The organism is Chitinophaga rupis (assembly GCF_900109685.1).
In the GTDB taxonomy this organism is placed as follows: domain Bacteria; phylum Bacteroidota; class Bacteroidia; order Chitinophagales; family Chitinophagaceae; genus Chitinophaga; species Chitinophaga rupis.
Genome location: NZ_FOBB01000004.1, coordinates 468,044 through 485,999, shown reverse-complemented (window position 1 = coordinate 485,999; position 17,956 = coordinate 468,044). Strand labels below are relative to the sequence as shown.

Below are 17,956 nucleotides of genomic sequence, written 5' to 3'. Positions count from 1 at the left end.
AATTGCGTAATTCAAAAGTTACATATTACATTTGGGTAACTCAAAAGTTACATATTATGCAAAGGGATCTTCACATCAAATGGTTTTATCCATACCCCCTGGAAACGATCTGGGAATGCTTAACCGAACCATCATTGCTGAAACAGTGGTCGCTGAATGCCGGTGATTTTAAACCGGAAGTTGGTTTTAAGTGGATGATGGTACAGCCGCCCCGTCCTAAAATGAAATGGGATGGTAAAACGTATTTTGAAGTGCTGGAAGTAGTGCCTTTACAAAAGCTGGCGTACTCTTTCAGGGGTGGCCCTTCGGAAGGTGTAATAACACTGGATACCGTGGTAACCTGGAAGCTGGTGCCCAAAGATGATGGTACAGAATTGCACCTGCATCATACCGGCTTTAAAGGCGCCAGGAATATCTTTGCCAGCTTTATTATGGAAATGGGCTGGAAGAACAAGGTGATCAAAAGACTGGAAAAAGCATTGCAACAATACAGCTATGGCGAAAGGTAAATACAGCGTGGATTGTTTCCAGGCACTGTCTGACCCCAACCGGCGGGAGATCTTAATGATGCTTACCAAAGAAAAGCAGAACATTAACGCTATTGCAGATAACTTCAACATCAGCCGGCCCGCGGTATCCAAACACATAAAAGTGTTGTACGACAGCGGTTTTATTACCATTACCACACAGGGGCGGGAGCGGTACTGCGAGCTGCAGCAGCAGGGCTTTGATGAGCTGAAGGAATGGATCAGCTTTTTTGAAACCTACTGGACTAAACAGCTGAAACAGCTGGAAGTTTTCTTAAAAACCCGGCACGCAAAAAAGTAGGCGGTCCAACATTTGCCGTAGCTTTACGCAGTTAACAACTATGTTATGGCTAAACAAAGCGCCGGTATCTTATTATACAGAAAACAGGCATCCCAGCTACAGGTATTGCTGGTACATCCCGGCGGCCCTTTCTTTGCTAAGAAAGACGCCGGCAGCTGGACCATTCCCAAAGGAGAGTATCCGGAAAGCGAAGCTCCGCTGGATGCCGCTATCCGTGAGTTTGAAGAGGAAACCGGTTACCGGCCTTCCGGCAAATTCATTCCGCTGAAAGCCATTAAACAAAAGGGAGGTAAGGTGGTGCAATGCTGGGCCGTAAGCGGGGAGCTGGACCCGGCAGGCATTGTAAGCAATACCTTTGAGCTGGAATGGCCGCCCCGCAGCGGTAAAAAACGCAGCTTCCCGGAAGTGGATAAAGCCGCCTGGTTTACCTTATCAGAGGCAAGGCAAATGATGAATGAACGGCAAGCCGCTTTTTTAGATGAGCTGGAAACATTGCTCTAACGGGAAAGCCACAACGATCATTTCTCAAACACCAGCAGGTCTGGTTTAGCGCCCAGCGCTTCCAGCGCCGTATTAATATCCTGTATCATTTTATCGGGCCCGCATACATAAAAGTGTTTGCTGAAATCGGAGATCCTGGATTCCAGGAAAGCGCGGTTAATAATACCGTTCTCGTAGCCTTCTTTCTTTTCACGGGTAAGGGTAAAACGCGCATTGCGGCCTAAGATCTGGTTTAGCTCATCTTCATAAATAATATCAGCAGCTGTTTTATTGGAGAAAAAGAGGATGTTATCTGCGATCTTATTTTCTTTATGCAGCATGCGCAAAATGGCTATGAACGGAGTGATGCCCGCACCGCCGGCAATAAAATAACCGGGGCCTTTATATTCAATGGCGCCCCATACATCCCGCAATATCAGCTCATCTCCCTCCGCCAGCTGGTGCAGCTGGTGGGTAACCCCGTTATGATCCGCATACCCTTTAATGGTAAATTCCAGCCAGGGCGCATCTTCCAGGGCCGTAAAGGTAAAAGGCCGCGCCTCCTCTTCCCAGCCGGGTTTATTAACGGATACCTCTGTGGCCTGCCCGGGTACAAACGTATAACCGGCCGGCTTTTCCACACGAAAGCATTTTACGTCATGCGTCACTTGCTGTATGCCAATAATTTTAACGGTATGTTTTTCCATAGCAGGGGTATTTATATGGTAAGATAACTTTTTTATGGGACGTTCAAAAACCGCCGCCTTGCCTTTGTTACCCCTTTAAAGCCACTTGTCAATTAACGGTTTGGGAAAAGCCCGGTTTCTTTATTTTGCAGGTTCAGCGTCATTTCAAATGCAATGCACAACCCATTGCCATCAACAAAATCTGTTTACAGCAACTTATGAACAAGTACCTTTTTACGGCTGCCGCCCTACTCCTGGCGGGCCTTACCTATGCGCAGGACAATGCTTTATGGTTACGATACCCCGCTATTTCCCCGGATGGTAAAACCATTGCCTTTGGCTATAAAGGAGATATTTACCGGGTGGATGCGAATGGAGGCGTAGCCGTACCGGTTACCATTCACGAAGCGCAGGACATGATGCCGGTATGGAGCCACGACGGCAAATACCTGGCCTTTGCCAGCGACCGTTATGGCAACTTTGATGTGTTTGTAATGCCCGCCACAGGCGGCACGCCGGTGAGGCTAACAGCTAACAGCACGGCAGATTATCCTTACGATTTTACACCCGACAATAAACAGGTATTGTTTGGCAGCCCGCGCAATGCGCCTGCAGGCAGTGTGCGTTTTAATGTGCGCCTGTTTAACAACCTGTACACCGTACCGGTTACCGGCGGACGCTCTGTATTATTAAGCGCTGCCGGCGCAGAATATGCGCACTACAACACAAAAGGCGATCAGCTGGTATTCCAGGACCGCAAAGGGTATGAGGATCCCTGGCGTAAACACCATACATCTTCGGTAACCCGCGATATCTGGATCTATGATCTTAATAAAAAAAGCTATCAGCAAATATCCTCCTTTGAAGGAGAGGACCGTGAGCCGGTTTTTGCGGGAGATGATGCGGTGTATTACCTGAGCGAAAGGGCCGGCGGCTCACAGAACCTGTTCAAAGCTGCGCTGGCAGATAAAGACAAGCCGCAGCAGCTTACCCATTTTGATAAACACCCGGTACGGCATTTGTCAAGGTCAGGCGATAATACCTTATGCTTTACCTATAACGGTGAGATCTATACGCTGAAAGAAGGTGCGCAGCCGCAAAAGGTAAATGTGAAGATCTTTAACGACGGCCGCACAGCTACTGAAAAATTTGTACCGGTAAGCGGCAATATCACTGCGTTTGCCATGAGCCCCAATGGCAAGGAGATGGCCTTTATTGCCCGCGGAGAAGTATTTGTAAGCAGCGTGGAAGGCAATATGACCAAACGCATTACCAATACCCCGCAGCAGGAGCGCATGGTAGAATGGTCGCCGGATAGTAAACGGCTGGTGTATGCCGCTGAACGTAACGGCAACTGGGATATTTACCAGAGCACTATTGTAAGAAAAGAGGAACCTTATTTCTTTGCAGCTACCCTCTTAAAAGAAGAGCCGCTGATTGCCACGGCAGCAGAGGAATTTCAGCCTGTGTTCTCACCGGACGGTAAAGAGATTGCCTATATAGAGAACCGGAATGTGCTGAAAGTGTATAACCTGGCATCCGCTAAAAGCCGCACGCTGCTGCCCGCAGGTCAGAACCACTCTTACTCCGATGGCGACTGGAGCTTTACCTGGAGCCCGGATGGCAAGTGGATTGCCGTGGACGACCAACAGGGGTATTTTGGTGTGCGGAACGTAGCCTTATTGCCGCAGGATGGAAAAGGAGCGCCGGTGTTCCCCATTAACAGCGGCTTTGGAGAAGGCAACAGCAAATGGAGCAGCGATGGTAAAATGCTCACCTGGGAAACCAGCAGGGAAGGCCGTAAATCGCTGGCCCGGCAGGGTAGCCGTGAAACAGATATTTACGCAGTATTCTTTGACCAGGAAACATACGACCGTTTTAAATTATCGAAAGATGAATTTAACCTGCTGAAAGAAAAAGAGGAAAGCGATAAAAAAACAGCCAAGGATTCAACCGCTAAGGGTAAAGACACCACTACTCCAAAAACGCTTTTTAAACCCGATTTTGAGAACCTTGAGAACCGGCAGCTGCGCCTTACCATTAACAGCGCATCCATTAGTGATTATGTGCTGAATAAAGACGGCAGCAAAGTGTATTACACTGCCGCCTTTGAAAAAGGATACGACCTGTGGGTTACAGAGCCCCGCACCGGCGATACAAAGATCCTTGCCAAGCTGGGTGGCAGCCCCGGTAGCATAGAGCTGAGCAAAGATGGTAATAACTTATTTGTAAGCAACAACGGCAGCGTGGTAAAAGTGGAAACTGCTTCGGGGAAGATCACCCCCATCAACATTAAAACAGAGCTGGTGCTGGATGCCGCCGCAGAACGCGCCTATATTTTTGAACATACCTGGAAACAGGTGCGGGAGAAATTCTATGATCCTACGCTGCGTGGCCTGGACTGGAAAATGTACCACGATAACTACGCCCGTTTTCTGCCGCATATCAGCAACAACTACGATTTCCAGGAGCTGTTGAGCGAGCTGCTGGGCGAGCTGAATGGTTCCCATACCGGTGGCCGTTATTCGCCTCAGCGCCCGGATGGCGATAACACCGCTTCCATTGGTTTACTGTTTGATGAAACTTACAGGGAAGATGGCCTGAAGGTAGATGAGATCATTCCCGCCGGCCCGTTTGACCGCTCAGGCAGTAAGCTGGAAAAAGGCAACATCATTGAAAAGATAGATGGCATTACCATTACTCCGCAAATGGATTGGTCGGTACTGTTAAACCGCAAAGCCGGTAATAATGTATTGGTAAGCGTGTACAACCCGGCTACCCAAAAACGCTGGGAAGAAACCGTAAAAGCCATCAGCGCCGGTGAAGAAAATACGCTGATGTATAAACGCTGGGTACAGAACACGCGTAAAATGGTGGACAAGCTCAGTAACGGCAAAGTGGGTTATGTGCATGTACAAAGCATGAACGATGCCAGCTTCCGCTCTGTATATGATGAAGTAATGGGTAAGAACCGCGGCAAGCAGGCGCTGATCGTAGACACCCGCTTTAATGGCGGTGGCTGGCTGCATGATGACCTGTACAACTTTTTAAGCGGTAAAAAATACCTTGAGTTTGCTCCGCAAAGCGAGAAGGTAAAAGGCAGCGAGCCGCAAGGCCAGTGGCAACAGCCCAGTTGTGTGCTGATGAGCGAGGGGAATTATAGCGATGCGTTTATTTTCCCTTACATCTATAAACAGGGGCATATTGGTAAATTAATTGGTATGCCTGTGGCAGGTACCGGTACGGCCGTTTGGTGGGAGCAGCAAATAGATCCTACCATTGTATTTGGTATCCCGATGGTAGCTACCATCGGTAAGGAAGGCCGCCCTACAGAGAACCTGCAGGTAGAGCCGGATATACGCGTACCGCTGAAATATGAAGACTTCCTGGCTGGTAAGGATACGCAGCTGGAAGCAGCGGTGAAAGAGATGCTGGCCGAGATAAAGAATTAATAATTAAGAATGAATAATTAGTAATCGTAGGGTAAGTATACGAGAAATAGAAGTGCTTCGTACAGATAATGATAGGGTACAGTTAATTATTAACTTTCCTGCATTATCAATACGAAGCACTTCCATTTACGAATGCCTGCCTTGTGATTATTAATAATTCATTCTTCATTATCAATTTAATCACTTATCCCAAGCTGGCAAAAAGAAAAAGCCGTTACAGCCTTTCACTGTAACGGCTCAACTATAACAAATGGTCACTACTTCAGGATCAATACCGGCTCCTGTGCATTTTTGTAAATGGCTTCGGAAATACTTTTATGGGTAAGGGAATACAGGAAGCTGTGCTTGCCCGGCAGGGCTATTACCAGCTGTACCGGGTGCGCCTGTATGAACTGGCGTACTCCGTTCAGGAGGTCCGGCTCATTGCTGTAATGCAGCTCATGTGAAAAATCCTGCAGGTAGGTATGCAGGTTCTCTTCTTTTTCGCGGAAGGTTTCATCCGGGTGTAAATAGGTTTCTTCCGGGTCAACATTCAGCACCAGTAATTTAGTGTCGCCCCAGGTTGGAGAGGTTTGTACATGGCTAAACCGGCTTAAAGGCTGCAGCGCATTAAAGTCTACCGGAACCAGCGCGGTTTCAACAGGCTGGTAGGTATAGCCAGCCGGTACCACCAGTACTTTAATAGGACTTACTTTGGCAATGCTTACCACATGGCCGGCTACAATACTGCCGCTGGAATAGTTGTAGTTATCGCTGCCCAGCAGCAGGGTATCTGCTTTTTCATCGCGTATCGTATCCAGGATGGCGCGTAACATAGGTACCTCGCTTACAACGGTGAGTATGGCTACATCCTTATCTACCCTGGAAGCTACCCGCTGGCGCAGGGATTCCAGGTGGTCCAGCACATCCTGCCGTTCCTGCTGCCGGTAATCCTGGTTCACCGCATATTCCGCCGATAGTACGATCTGGTCAAATATATTGTCATAAAAAGTTTTCAGCAGTATAATGCGCGTATAGTCGTACCGTTTGCACCAGGCTGCGCCAAAGTTCACCGCATTCTCCGCAGTATCGGTGAAGTCTACAGGGATGAGTAATGTTTTCATAATGTTTGTTTCAGGTTGTCATTCATTTTATTTAACATCACAATTGCCTTTTCCATTACACCGGAAGATATGCCAGCCGTGGCGGTTTCATACATTTCAGTGATCAGCGGGTTAAATTGTTTCTGCAGCTGTTTCCCCTCTTTGGTTAAAAAGATGAGCTTATTGCGCCGGTCGTTTTCATCCGCTGTACGTACTACCAGGTTTCGCTTTACCAGGTTGTCGATCAGGTAAGTGGTGCTGGATTTATCCTTAATAATAATGTCTGCAATTTCCTGCTGGTTCACCCCATCCTGCCGCCATAAATAGGCCAGTATTTCCAGCAGCTCAAAGGAAATATCAAACTGGTATTCCCGGAGCTTGGCCTGTATATGCAGCCGCATAATGGAGCGCATTTCCCGGACAGATCTTGTGAGGTCACGCGCCAGTTCGGTAATATTGTTCGTAGTGTTCATACAAACAAATTTATTGCTTTTTGCAGTTAGGGGGGCGGGCAGCTGCCAGGCTCACCCGGAAACAAAGGTACGGATAATTGGTTTGAAATAAAACTAATTTAACACGCGTATTTTGATGGAAGAACCAGCCGCTTCCAGGATAGACATCCCGGAAGCGGCCAAACAACCGCTGAAAGTAATAAACGCCAATCCTCTTACCAAAGAGGCGCTGACGGCTTATACAAAAGGCGTGAACGCTTACATACACCAGCTGAGCTACTGTGAAATACCATTAGAGCGGAACGCAGCATCAATATTTAGGGAATTTTTCTATCTTGTTCATCCTCAAACCCGTTGAACAGGATGAAAATAAGACAGCTAATTCCACTGGTACTCATGTTCATTACCCTGCACACCCATGCACAGGATAAAACTTATATTACCAACCGCGCACCCCTGCGCCCTAACCCTTATATAGAGCTGCCTTTGGGCGCCATTAAGCCACAGGGCTGGTTAAAGGAAATGCTGGTACGGCAAAAAAATGGCATGACGGGTAAGCTGGATGAGCTGTACCCGCTGGTAATGAATGAGCGCAACGGCTGGCTGGGTGGCGATGGCGACCAGTGGGAGCGGGGCCCTTACTGGATAGATGGATTGCTGCCGCTGGCCTATATTCTGGATGATCAGCAGCTCATCGCAAAAGTAAAACCCTGGGTGGAATGGGCTATCAAAAGCCAGCAGCCCGACGGTTATTTTGGCCCCTCTCAGGATTACCCCTACGAAGCAGGTTTGAACCGCGATAACAGCCGCGACTGGTGGCCTAAAATGGTGATGCTGAAAGTGCTGAAGCAATACTATATGGCCACGCAGGACCCGCGCGTGATCACCTTAATGACCCGCTACTTTAAGTACCAGCTAAAGGAGCTGCCACAAAAACCGCTGGATCACTGGTCGTTCTGGGCCCGCTACCGTGGCGGCGATAACCTGATGGTGGTATACTGGTTATACAACATCACCGGCGATAAATTCCTGCTGCAGCTGGGCGACCTGCTGCACAAACAAACCTTTGATTATACCAGCGCTTTCCTGCAGGGCGATCTGTTAGCCACTCCCGGCAGCATTCACGGCGTAAACCTGGCCCAGGGCATGAAAGAGCCGCTCATTTACTACCAGCAGCACCCGCAGCAGCAGTATATAACGGCAACGGATAAAGGATTACAGGACCTGCGTAAATTTAACGGGCAGGCCAATGGTATGTATGGGGGCGATGAAGCCTTGCACGGCAACAATCCCACACAGGGCTCTGAATTATGCTCCGCTGTGGAAATGATGTTTTCGCTGGAAAACATGCTGGAAATTACAGGCAGCGTAGCGTATGCAGACCATATTGAAAAAATTGCCTTTAATGCATTACCCACACAGGTAACGGCAGATTGTATGAACCGCCAGTATTTTCAGCAGGCCAACCAGGTTATGATCTCCCGCCACATCCGCAATTTTGATATTAACCATGATGGTACAGATGTATGTTATGGTTTGCTCTCCGGCTATCCCTGCTGTACTTCCAACATGCACCAGGGCTGGCCAAAGTTTACCCAAAACCTCTGGTATGCCACTGCTGATAAGGGTTTGGCGGCATTACTGTACGCACCCTGCGAGGTAAAAGCCCACGTAGCCAATGGCCGGGAAGTTACGGTAAAGGAAACCACTAATTACCCCTTTGAAGAAGCTATTCAATTCACCATTACTACAGATAAGGGAGGGACCGTTAATTTCCCCCTTCACCTGCGCATACCCAAATGGTGTACAAGAGCTGTTGTAAAAGTAAATGGCAAGGTATTACAGGAAGCTAACAGCAATCAGATAGTAAAGATCAACCGCGCCTGGACTTCCGGCGATGTGGTGGAGCTGGCACTGCCCATGCATATTTTTAAAGAGAACTGGTATGAAAATTCTATGTCGGTAGAGCGCGGCCCTTTAACCTATGCGTTAAAAATTGGAACATCCATAAAAAAGGTAAAGAACGATAAGGATCCGGTAGATTATGGTGCGGAGTATTACGAAGTGCATCCCACTACGCCCTGGAACTATGGGCTGATAGAGGTGCCGGATGATAAGCTGGAAGCCAGCTTTAGCGTGGAAAAGCAAAACAGGGTAGCCACTTACCCCTGGGACCTGGAAAATGCACCGGTGATCCTGAAAACAAAAGCCCGGCGTATACCATCCTGGCAATTGTATAACGATATGACAGGTCCTATTCCCTTCAGCGTTACCTACCATATGGAAGCTGCGCAGGACCCGGAAGACATTATACTGGTGCCCTATGGCTGTACGCAGCTGCGCATAGCCCAGTTCCCGGTAGTAGGAAACAGATAACCGATAAATAATTATATGAAAAAGTTTGTTCAGCTTTTGCCCGCGTTGTTATTGCTGTTCATCAGCAGCTATGCGCAAAAGAAAACCACGCAGCCCAATATCATTTTCATCCTGTCAGATGATCATGCTTACCAGGCCATTAGCGCATATGGAAGTAAGCTGATTCAAACGCCCAACATAGACCGTATTGCGCGGGGTGGCGCTCTTTTCAGAAATGCGCTGGTAGGCAATTCCATTTGCGGCCCCAGCCGCGCTACGCTGCTTACCGGCAAGTATAGTCACCTGAACGGTTATACGCTGAATGAAAAGAAGTTCGATATATCGCAGGAGCTGTTCCCCCGCATTTTGCAGCAGCATAATTACCAGACCGCCTGGATAGGGAAGTGGCACCTGGGAAGCCTGCCGCAAGGCTTTGACTACTGGAATATTTTGCCCGGCCAGGGCCAGTACTACAACCCTGATTTTATAAAAATTGGCGGCGATACTTCCCGTGCCAGCGGTTATGTAACCAACCTTATAACAGAATTTTCCATTAACTGGCTGCAGCAGCGGGATACCAGCAAACCGTTTTTTATGGTAGTAGGGGAAAAGGCTACTCACCGCGAATGGCTGCCGGATCTTCAGGACCTGGGCGCCTATGATAATGTTGATTTTCCCTTGCCTGCTAATTTTAAAGATGATTATAAAGGCCGCATAGCCGCGCAGAACCAGGACATGACCATTGCGAATACCATGCGCCTGAAAGAAGATTTGAAAGTGCATGCCGATTATGAAAAAAGCGGCATCTACAACCGTTTTAACCCGGAACAGAAAAAGGCCTTCATGGATTATTATGAAGGTAAGGTGAGCAAAGAATTTGATGCGAAAAAACTAAGCGGTGATGCCCTGGTAAAATGGAAATACCAGCGTTACCTGAAAGATTATTTAGCCACCGCCCGCTCACTGGACCGTAACATTGGCCGGCTGCTGGATTACCTGGATCAAAGCGGCTTATCAAAAAATACGGTAGTGATCTACGCCTCTGACCAGGGATTTTATTTAGGAGAACATGGCTGGTTTGATAAGCGTTTTATTTACGAAGAATCTTTACGCACGCCCTTTGTAATCCGCTACCCGGGCGTAGTACAGCCGGGTACTACTATTCCGCAGCTGATGGTGAATATTGACTGGGCGCCTGCTATTTTAGATATAGCCGGTGTACCCGCGCCTGCAGAAATGCAGGGCGCCTCTTTTTTGCCCTTACTGAAAGGAGATACAAAGAACTGGCGCAAAGCGGCCTATTATCATTACTACGAGTTTCCACAGCCGCACCATGTATACCCGCACTTTGGCATCCGTACAGAAAAATATACCCTGGTACGGTTCTATGATCAAACCAATACCTGGGAGCTTTATGACCTGAAAAAAGACCCGCAGGAAATGCATAACCTGTACGGGCAGGCAGCTTATAAACAGGTTACCGCTACTTTAAAACAGCAGCTGCGGCAGCTGATACAGGAGTATAAGGATGGGGAGGCATTGAAGATCATGGATCAGCAATAAATAAAGAACCCTCCGCGCTGAAGGCGGAGGGCTGCAGTTGTAGGTACGACAGGCAAGCATTAAAACGGGTTATTATTGAATGATCTGTTGTGCAATGGCTTTGCGCACCAGCGCGGATGAATTATTTACTTTAAACTTCTGCATCAGGTTCCGCCTGTGCGTTTCAACGGTTTGCGGGCTTACAAACAGTTGCGCTGCAATAGCCGCCGTAGTGGCGCCTTCGCTTACCAGCTGCAGAATTTCCTTTTCCCTTTTAGTAAGCCGCGGTACATCCGTGCTTTTGGCAGAAGGGGCAAACAGTATTTTCTGCACTTCACTGTTCATGGTGAACTGGTTGTCCAGCACCTGGAAAATGGCGCTGATCAGGTCTTTCTTGGAAGTGTTCTTCAGCAGGTAACCATCAGCCCCGTTCTCCAGCATTTCCCGGATCACGCTTTTTTCCGTGTGGTTGGTAAGCGCAATTACCCGGGTGTCCGGATGTTTGGCTTTAATAGCTTTACAAACCTCTATTCCCGACATTTCCGGCAGGCTGATGTCCAGCAGCACTACATCCACTGCATTGGCGTCCAGGAATGCCAGCGCAGATCCGCCATCCATAAAAGTACCGCTGATACGGATGCCTTCCGCGTTCTGCAAAATACTGCACAAGCCTTCTACTACAATAGAATGGTCTTCTACGATCACTACCGCTATATCAGTTTTTTTCTGCAACATTTATTTCAATATTTATAACCGTTCCCTTACCGGGTGCGGAATCTATTTCAAGGATCCCCTGCAGGAAATCCACCCGGTGCCGGATATTGGCTAATCCCAGCCCCTTTTGATCTGTTAAAAGAGCAGGTTCAAAACCTTTGCCATTATCCTCTACCGTTATATAAAAAAGCTCATCGTGCTGGCTGCATTGTATAAATACTTCTGTGGCGCCTGCATGCCGCATAATGTTGGCCAGCAGCTCCTGTATAATCCGGTAAATGATCAGCTGTACCTGTTTGGGAATGGCTGCATTTATATTCAGCATAGCAAGGTCCACCTTTAACTTGTCTGTGCTAACAGACTGGCAAAGGTCGCTCAGGGCGGCTTCCAGCCCGGAACGTAATAATGATTCCGGCATCATGTTACGGGCAATGCGCCGCAGCTCTGTAACTGAATTATCCAGCTGCCCGCTGATCTTATGCAGCAGTGTACTGTTGTCCCTGGCCTGTGTATCAAAAGTTACTTCTGATAAGTTGATCTTTACGCCTGCCAGCATGCCGCCCAGGCCATCATGGAGGTCGCGGGCCAGGCGCCGCCGTTCCCGTTCCTCGCCTTGCAGCAAAGCATGCGTAACGGCATTTTGCTGCTGTTGCTGTAACAGCTTTAGCTGCTGTGTGGTTTTAATTTTCCGTTGTTTGAACAGGTAAATAAAGAACAGCAGCGTTACTATAAAAAGTATACCACCACCCCATAGCAGCAGCTGTTGTATGCGGGCACGGTTGTTCAGGATCAGCACTTCCTTTTCTTTTTGCGCAAACTGGTAGCTGGCTTCCAGCGCCGCAATATCCGTTTCTGTTTTGGCGGCATGCAGGCTGTCGGACAATATGCTGTACTGCTGCTGCCATTCATAGGCTGCTTTCATGTTGCCTAAAGCGGCTTCTGTAGCGGCCAGCTCGTACAGGAACCGTAGTTTGTTGTGGTTCAGCGGCAGCTCATTGTGCTGCTGGTATAATGCCAGCAATACTTTTTTAGCCAGCGGAAAATTGTGCTGCAGCTTATATACCTCGTACTGCTCATATTGAATGCTGAACGCGTCATAGCTGCGGTGCAGCTGTGCGGCCAGCGCCAGCCCTTTGTTCAGGGTGTCAATAGCCTTTTGCCATTCCCCGTTATGCCGGAAATACATACCGGCGATCTGGTAGTACACAGGCAGGTAGGTAGATAGCGGATGCAGGGACAGGATGCAGAAAGCGCTGTCCAGCAATGGTTTGGCGCGCGCGGTATGGTTGCCCAGGAGACTGGTCTTCGCCATGTTCATATAACAATCCGCTAATTCTTCGGAATGTGGCTGTATGCGGCGCAAAGGAGCCAGCGCTTTATTGTAATAGAAAAATGCCTTGTTATAATCGTTATAATTGGAAAGCACCAGGCCTACATCCATATAGTTCCAGGCCATCTTTACACTGTCGCCGGAAAGGATGGCTAGTGGTATGGACTTGTTCAGCAGTATGTTCATAAATCCCCTGCTGTTATCTTTTTTCTGTTCCTGCACACCGTAGTTATGCCATGCGCGGGAGCGGAACCAGTAAGCGCGTTGGGTAGTATAAGGCGCCAGTAATTTATCGGCCAGCAAATATTCCTGCTGGCTGCGCGCCACATTAATATCAAAATAAGCGCCCCCCAGGTAAAAGTGCGCCAGTCCTTCGTAATAAAGATCGCCTTTTGCCAGCTTTAAGGCCTGGCGGGCATATTGCAAAGCCTTTGTAGTGTCTTTATCCGCCCAGTGATCAGAGAGCAGGAAAAGCAGGCTGGCTTTGGCAGTATCAGTGCCGGTTGTTTGCAAAAGCTGCTGCAGGCTATCCGTATAAGGGCGCTGTTGTGCAGATCCATTCAATATTACAATGGACAGGAACAAACCTGTTATAATGATGCCTAAACGCAAATGATAGTGTTTTACCCCTGGAGTAAATATAAGCGCTTTGTTACTTTTCTGTTTATGCCCCCTGAAAAATACCGGAAAACCCTTAGAAAAAAATCTGTGTTTCTGAGGATTGTCCGGCGGCTGGTTTGGTTGGAACTTAGCGCTACCAAAAAACATCTGTTGTTTGTTACCACCATATTATTACAACCAGCAGAACATCACAAATAAACGTGTAACCATGAAAGTAATAAAGCTGCAGTATTGCCTGGTATTATTGGGGCTGTTTATTTTTACTGCATGTAAAAAAGATAATAATGGCCCTGACGATCCCAATAATCCCAACAACCCCAATAATCCCAATAACCCACCCGCACAACAATTTCCCGGTGAAATTATCTACGATTGGGCAACGGAAGGCATCCTGAAAATAAACCTGCAAAGCCATGTTAAAAGCACCGTGCTGCCGGACGATAACAGTGTTAATGGGGTAGATATCAGCCAGGATGGCAAGCGCATGATCGTATCCGGCGATGCGCGGGATAATTACGATGCTAACCTGTATACATTTAAGAACGTCAGCGATGGCGCCATCATCAGTCAGTTTGAATATTACCCTACAGATGGGGATTATACCATCCCCAACCTGTCGTATGATGAAACCCTGATAGCCGTAAACCCAACCTTTGATGACGGTATTGTGATCATGAACATGAAAGGGCAGGTATTGCACCACCTCGCCTCTTTCCAGGGAAAGAAAATAGAAGGCAGTATTGCCTGGATGCCGGATAATACCATCCTCTTCAGGATGGATAAAACCCTGTACCGCACCAATGCAGCCTTTACGCAGGCTAATGCGGTAAGAACCCTGAATTATGATTCCTGGGGCGGGTTTGCGCCAAGCCCCGATGGGAAAAAGATCGCCTTAACAATAGGCAATCATGTATGGATGATGAATGCAGACGGCACGAACCTGGTACAGGTAACAAACAGCGATTTCGAAGAAGCATACCCCACCTTTTCGCCGGATAGCAAATACCTGCTGCTGGGCAGGGAGTACCAGACCACCGGCCCGTTCGGCCATATCTGGTATATGGTCATCATCCCGGCAGACGGTCAGCTGTATAATGTAAATGAAGGGGCAGACAACCGCGTGGTACCGGTTATAGAAAAAGGGGAGAACCGTGCTGCAGCCTGCAGCGGGTTAATGTTATGGCGCTGATAATAAGTAATTGTGAATATATACCGGTAATTAAGATCGGGGTACAATTTTTGTGCTAACATTTAACAGATCTTAATTTATATGGTGCCGGAAAATCTGGATATAGTTCGTTTTGCGCCCCGCGGCAAAAATAGTTTTTATGAAACAGTATTAACTAAGGTTAATACGTATCTCAAAACACAGCAGATCTCCCCTTACGCTAACGCCGGCATGTGGATAAAGGCCTTCGTCATGCTGCTGCTGTACACAGCGCCTTACGTTTTACTGGTAACCGGTATAGGTGCAAATAATATTTGGATCTTCCTGGGTTTATGGTTCCTGATGGGATGGGGAATGTGCGGCATTGGCGCAGCAGTTATGCACGATGCGAATCATGGCTCTTTCTCTTCCCACAAAAAAGTGAACCGTTTCATTGGTTATCTCCTGGAAATGATAGGCGGCTACTCTGTGAACTGGAAGATCCAGCATAATATCCTGCATCATACCTACACCAATATAACGGGCCTGGATGAAGATATTGACAGCATTACCCTGTTGCGCTTTTCCCCCCGGCAGCCCCGGTATTGGTTTCACCGGTATCAATATATTTATGCCTGGGGTTTTTATATGATCATGACCCTGTTCTGGATGACGGTAAAGGATTATATGCAGGCTATCCGCTACAAACACCACAACCTGCTCATCAAGCAAAAGGTATCACTCAAACAGGCCATATCCAGCATTACATTGTATAAGGTTTTTTATTACGGATATATCGTGGTATTGCCCCTTTTCTTATCAGGGCAGCCCTGGTATACAATAGTGTTTGGATTTTTATTAATGCACTTTACAGCGGGATTATTCCTTTCCTGCGTTTTTCAGCCCGCGCATGTGATGGAGGAATCGTCCTTTTCATTACCGGTAAATGTGGATGGTACGCTGCGTATGGAAGATTCATGGGCGATCCATGAGCTGGTCAATACTACCAATTATGCCCCCCGTAGCCGTATACTGTCCTGGTTTATAGGCGGCCTCAATTATCAGATAGAACATCATTTGTTTACCGGTGTATGCCATGTACATTATAGAAAAATAGCGCCAATAGTAAAAGCTACTGCTAAAGAATACGGATTACCCTATAATGAGCAGCGTACTTTTTTACAGGCGCTTTACCGGCATGCCGGCATGTTGAAGTTGTTGGGAAGAAAATGATCCGCTAACTCAGCGTATCAGGCAGTTGAAGTTTATCACACAATGTTTTGCGGTCTAAATGCAGCGCTCCTGCTGCTTTTGTTTTATTATCCCCGGCCGGTTTTTTAGTAACCATAATTTTCGGGAGTGCTGTTTTCCCGGCTTTTATCCTCAGATGGTTCCTGGTGGCCGGTAACCTATGCGGGGCCATCGTTACAGGGTTATAGGCATTAATGATCTCTTCAGGTAAAGAGGTTATATCACATTCCGGTACATCGGTAGTTAACAGGCATGCTTTCCGGATCACATTCTTCAATTCCCGGATATTGCCCGGCCATGAATAGTTACGCAGGCATGCCAGCGCCTGCGCTGAAAAATGGCCCGTTTCTTTACCTAATGTTATTGCGGTATCGCGCATAAAGGTGGCTATAAATAAAGGCAGGTCTTCCAGGCGGGAACGCAGCGAGGGTACAGAAACGCTGAATTCATTCAGCCGGTAAAACAGATCCAGCCGGAATGCGCCCCGCGCTACAGCAACAACCGGGTTTTCATTAGAGGCTGCCAGCAATCTGATATCTACCGGTATTTCTTTCAGGCTGCCCACCTTCCTTACTACCCGCTCCTGTATCACCCGTAATAAAGCAGTTTGAATAGGATAGCTAAGATTGGTGATCTCATCCAGGAACAGGGTGCCGCCCTGTGCCAGCTCAAAAGCGCCTTTCCGTTCCGTAGCGGCGCCGGTAAAAGCGCCTCTTTCATGACCAAAAAGTTCGCTGGACGCCAGCTCGTCAGAAAGGGATCCGCAGTCAAGGGCAATAAAAGGCTGGTGCGCCCGCTTGCTTTGCAGGTGTATGAGTCTGGCCACTGCCTCTTTACCGGTACCCGTTTCCCCAAGAATAATAATACTATAGTTGGTCGGGGCTACCATGGCTATCTGGTGATATAGCTCTTTGGAAACAGGGCTTTCCCCATACACGTACTGGTCATTGTGGTTAAGGGAAAGAGGGCGCTCATCCTTTAAAGGATACTTGGTATCATTTATGATCTTACCGGTTAACGCCAGCACTGCTGCAACGCTGAAGGGTTTTAACAGGTAATCATAAGCGCCCTCTTTGATCATCCGTATAGCCACCCGCACATTGGGATAGGCCGACATGATGACCACTGCAGCATGCGGATGCAGCTTATGAATACTATTCATCAGCATACCACCGTTCAGCTCTTTATCTTTAAGCTGGTAGTCACAGAATATAATATCATACGCTGTTTCTTTCAGCATTCGCAGAGCAGTACTGCCGGATAAGGCCGTATCTACCGTAAATCCCTGCTTTCTCAGGATCTTTCTTAACAGCATGCAAATACTAATCTCATTATCTACTATCAGGATGTTGCTCATATGTTAAGTTTAGTCTAAGGAAGACAGTACGGTATGTCAGTTACCCGGCACAGGGCTTTTAGTAAGCCTGGCGGTCCGTACGCTGGCGGGCCTCGGTAATAGAAATACCTTTGCCATCCATGTTTTTGCCATCCAGTTCCTTCATAGCTTTTTCAGCTTCTGCCTGCTGCGGCATCTCTACAAATGCAAAACCGCGTGAAGTGCCGGTAGCCCTGTCCATAATTATTTTGCAGGAAGCCACCTGTCCATAAGCAGTAAATTCTTTCTTTAAATTGTCTTCTGTAACGTTCGACATTAAATTAGATACGTATAAGTTCATAATAAATAAATTTAAAAATTAGTAAAACAGCTGCCAGGGGCTTATGATAAAGCCCCTTTAAAAGCGTAATCTTATAGTTGTAGGTTTAAATAATTGCATGATAATATGACCAGGAACAACATGGAAAATTCGATGATAAGACTGCCAGGAAGAGTGGGGACGCTGGAAAGCAGAATAGAAAAGAATTTGGTGTGTATTCCCTTAGAGCCTAAAGGTACCGATAATAAGTGTTAAGTAGCTCACAACGGCATAAATAAAAACCGCGGGGGTATTATACCCCGCATTTGTGCATTCGGGAATATGCGTTACATTAGTAAGAGATCATTTGATATTACGGTAC

At 47.5% G+C, this 17,956-nt stretch carries 16 protein-coding genes; 9 read left to right on the top strand and 7 right to left on the bottom strand.

Annotated features, from left to right (window positions below; all coding sequences use genetic code 11):
• Positions 1 to 56 precede the first annotated feature (56 nt).
• From BMZ54_RS18815 to BMZ54_RS18805, 3 genes are read left to right on the top strand one after another with little or no spacing between them, the layout of a single operon-like run.
• Positions 57 to 509, top strand: a complete 453-nt coding sequence (locus BMZ54_RS18815) for an SRPBCC family protein (protein WP_162277605.1) — start codon at positions 57 to 59, stop codon at positions 507 to 509.
• On the top strand, positions 496 to 828 hold the full coding sequence (locus tag BMZ54_RS18810; RefSeq protein WP_089915339.1) for an ArsR/SmtB family transcription factor: 333 nt from the start codon (positions 496 to 498) through the stop codon (positions 826 to 828). Before BMZ54_RS18815 ends, BMZ54_RS18810 begins: the two co-directional genes overlap by 14 nt.
• A gap of 45 nt (positions 829 to 873) precedes the next feature.
• Positions 874 to 1,329 (top strand): NUDIX hydrolase, encoded by a 456-nt coding sequence (locus BMZ54_RS18805; protein ID WP_089915335.1) that lies wholly within the window; start codon positions 874 to 876, stop codon positions 1,327 to 1,329.
• 17 nt (positions 1,330 to 1,346) lie between these two features.
• Here the strand turns inward: BMZ54_RS18805 and BMZ54_RS18800 are convergent, their stop codons facing one another.
• Positions 1,347 to 2,015, bottom strand: coding sequence for a ferredoxin reductase domain-containing protein (locus tag BMZ54_RS18800; RefSeq protein WP_089915333.1), 669 nt, complete (start codon positions 2,013 to 2,015; stop codon positions 1,347 to 1,349).
• A gap of 197 nt (positions 2,016 to 2,212) precedes the next feature.
• On the opposite strand from BMZ54_RS18800, the gene BMZ54_RS18795 reads away from it, so the two are divergent.
• The gene (locus BMZ54_RS18795) at positions 2,213 to 5,446 is read left to right on the top strand and encodes a S41 family peptidase (protein WP_089915802.1); all 3,234 of its coding nucleotides are present in this window, start codon (positions 2,213 to 2,215) and stop codon (positions 5,444 to 5,446) included.
• 257 nt (positions 5,447 to 5,703) lie between these two features.
• Here BMZ54_RS18795 and BMZ54_RS18790 read toward each other — a convergent pair whose 3' ends face one another.
• Positions 5,704 to 6,549: a universal stress protein gene (locus tag BMZ54_RS18790; RefSeq protein ID WP_089915331.1), complete on the bottom strand. Its 846-nt coding sequence runs from the start codon at positions 6,547 to 6,549 to the stop codon at positions 5,704 to 5,706.
• Complete coding sequence (locus BMZ54_RS18785; RefSeq protein ID WP_089915328.1) at positions 6,546 to 7,001, bottom strand: MarR family winged helix-turn-helix transcriptional regulator; 456 nt, start codon at positions 6,999 to 7,001, stop codon at positions 6,546 to 6,548. The genes BMZ54_RS18790 and BMZ54_RS18785 overlap by 4 nt, the downstream gene beginning before the upstream one ends.
• A 115-nt stretch (positions 7,002 to 7,116) precedes the next feature.
• Between BMZ54_RS18785 and BMZ54_RS18780 the strand changes: the two genes are divergently transcribed.
• The 3 genes from BMZ54_RS18780 to BMZ54_RS18770 are packed head-to-tail and all read left to right on the top strand — an operon-like array spanning position 7,117 to position 10,898.
• Positions 7,117 to 7,338, top strand: a complete 222-nt coding sequence (locus BMZ54_RS18780; protein ID WP_089915324.1) for a penicillin acylase family protein — start codon at positions 7,117 to 7,119, stop codon at positions 7,336 to 7,338.
• A gap of 5 nt (positions 7,339 to 7,343) precedes the next feature.
• Positions 7,344 to 9,356 carry a beta-L-arabinofuranosidase domain-containing protein gene (locus BMZ54_RS18775; RefSeq protein WP_089915321.1) on the top strand — a complete coding sequence of 671 codons (2,013 nt, stop codon included), beginning with the start codon at positions 7,344 to 7,346 and terminating at the stop codon, positions 9,354 to 9,356.
• 15 nt (positions 9,357 to 9,371) lie between these two features.
• A complete protein-coding gene (locus BMZ54_RS18770; RefSeq protein WP_089915318.1) occupies positions 9,372 to 10,898 on the top strand; it encodes a sulfatase family protein in 1,527 nt (508 codons plus the stop codon).
• A 72-nt stretch (positions 10,899 to 10,970) separates the two neighbouring features.
• On the opposite strand, the gene BMZ54_RS18765 is transcribed toward BMZ54_RS18770, so the two are convergent.
• Positions 10,971 to 11,612 (bottom strand): response regulator, encoded by a 642-nt coding sequence (locus BMZ54_RS18765; protein ID WP_089915314.1) that lies wholly within the window; start codon positions 11,610 to 11,612, stop codon positions 10,971 to 10,973.
• Positions 11,593 to 13,533 carry a tetratricopeptide repeat-containing sensor histidine kinase gene (locus tag BMZ54_RS18760; protein ID WP_162277604.1) on the bottom strand — a complete coding sequence of 647 codons (1,941 nt, stop codon included), beginning with the start codon at positions 13,531 to 13,533 and terminating at the stop codon, positions 11,593 to 11,595. The genes BMZ54_RS18765 and BMZ54_RS18760 overlap by 20 nt, the downstream gene beginning before the upstream one ends.
• A gap of 217 nt (positions 13,534 to 13,750) precedes the next feature.
• Here BMZ54_RS18760 and BMZ54_RS18755 point away from each other — a divergent pair, with 217 nt between their 5' ends.
• A complete protein-coding gene (locus BMZ54_RS18755) occupies positions 13,751 to 14,731 on the top strand; it encodes a TolB-like translocation protein (protein WP_143081064.1) in 981 nt (326 codons plus the stop codon).
• Positions 14,732 to 14,812: 81 nt separating this feature from the next.
• Positions 14,813 to 15,922, top strand: a complete 1,110-nt coding sequence (locus tag BMZ54_RS18750) for a fatty acid desaturase family protein (RefSeq protein WP_202909288.1) — start codon at positions 14,813 to 14,815, stop codon at positions 15,920 to 15,922.
• A gap of 4 nt (positions 15,923 to 15,926) precedes the next feature.
• On the opposite strand, the gene BMZ54_RS18745 is transcribed toward BMZ54_RS18750, so the two are convergent.
• Positions 15,927 to 17,297 (bottom strand): sigma-54-dependent transcriptional regulator, encoded by a 1,371-nt coding sequence (locus BMZ54_RS18745; protein WP_089915306.1) that lies wholly within the window; start codon positions 17,295 to 17,297, stop codon positions 15,927 to 15,929.
• A 58-nt stretch (positions 17,298 to 17,355) separates the two neighbouring features.
• Entirely contained in the window at positions 17,356 to 17,616 is a 261-nt protein-coding gene (locus tag BMZ54_RS18740; protein ID WP_089915303.1) for an RNA recognition motif domain-containing protein, read from the bottom strand.
• Positions 17,617 to 17,956: the final 340 nt, after the last annotated feature.

What these genes read in the sequence shown, in the direction of transcription:
- BMZ54_RS18805 (WP_089915335.1), top strand. Translation starts at nt 874, where the DNA reads ATGGCTAAACAAAGCGCCGGTATCTTATTATACAGAAAACAGGCATCC.
- BMZ54_RS18770 (WP_089915318.1), top strand. Translation starts at nt 9,372, where the DNA reads ATGAAAAAGTTTGTTCAGCTTTTGCCCGCGTTGTTATTGCTGTTCATC.
- BMZ54_RS18790 (WP_089915331.1), bottom strand. Translation starts at nt 6,549, where the DNA reads ATGAAAACATTACTCATCCCTGTAGACTTCACCGATACTGCGGAGAAT.
- BMZ54_RS18810 (WP_089915339.1), top strand. Translation starts at nt 496, where the DNA reads ATGGCGAAAGGTAAATACAGCGTGGATTGTTTCCAGGCACTGTCTGAC.
- BMZ54_RS18765 (WP_089915314.1), bottom strand. Translation starts at nt 11,612, where the DNA reads ATGTTGCAGAAAAAAACTGATATAGCGGTAGTGATCGTAGAAGACCAT.
- BMZ54_RS18755 (WP_143081064.1), top strand. Translation starts at nt 13,751, where the DNA reads ATGAAAGTAATAAAGCTGCAGTATTGCCTGGTATTATTGGGGCTGTTT.
- BMZ54_RS18775 (WP_089915321.1), top strand. Translation starts at nt 7,344, where the DNA reads ATGAAAATAAGACAGCTAATTCCACTGGTACTCATGTTCATTACCCTG.
- BMZ54_RS18780 (WP_089915324.1), top strand. Translation starts at nt 7,117, where the DNA reads ATGGAAGAACCAGCCGCTTCCAGGATAGACATCCCGGAAGCGGCCAAA.
- BMZ54_RS18785 (WP_089915328.1), bottom strand. Translation starts at nt 7,001, where the DNA reads ATGAACACTACGAACAATATTACCGAACTGGCGCGTGACCTCACAAGA.
- BMZ54_RS18815 (WP_162277605.1), top strand. Translation starts at nt 57, where the DNA reads ATGCAAAGGGATCTTCACATCAAATGGTTTTATCCATACCCCCTGGAA.
- BMZ54_RS18745 (WP_089915306.1), bottom strand. Translation starts at nt 17,297, where the DNA reads ATGAGCAACATCCTGATAGTAGATAATGAGATTAGTATTTGCATGCTG.
- BMZ54_RS18750 (WP_202909288.1), top strand. Translation starts at nt 14,813, where the DNA reads ATGGTGCCGGAAAATCTGGATATAGTTCGTTTTGCGCCCCGCGGCAAA.
- BMZ54_RS18800 (WP_089915333.1), bottom strand. Translation starts at nt 2,015, where the DNA reads ATGGAAAAACATACCGTTAAAATTATTGGCATACAGCAAGTGACGCAT.
- BMZ54_RS18740 (WP_089915303.1), bottom strand. Translation starts at nt 17,616, where the DNA reads ATGAACTTATACGTATCTAATTTAATGTCGAACGTTACAGAAGACAAT.
- BMZ54_RS18795 (WP_089915802.1), top strand. Translation starts at nt 2,213, where the DNA reads ATGAACAAGTACCTTTTTACGGCTGCCGCCCTACTCCTGGCGGGCCTT.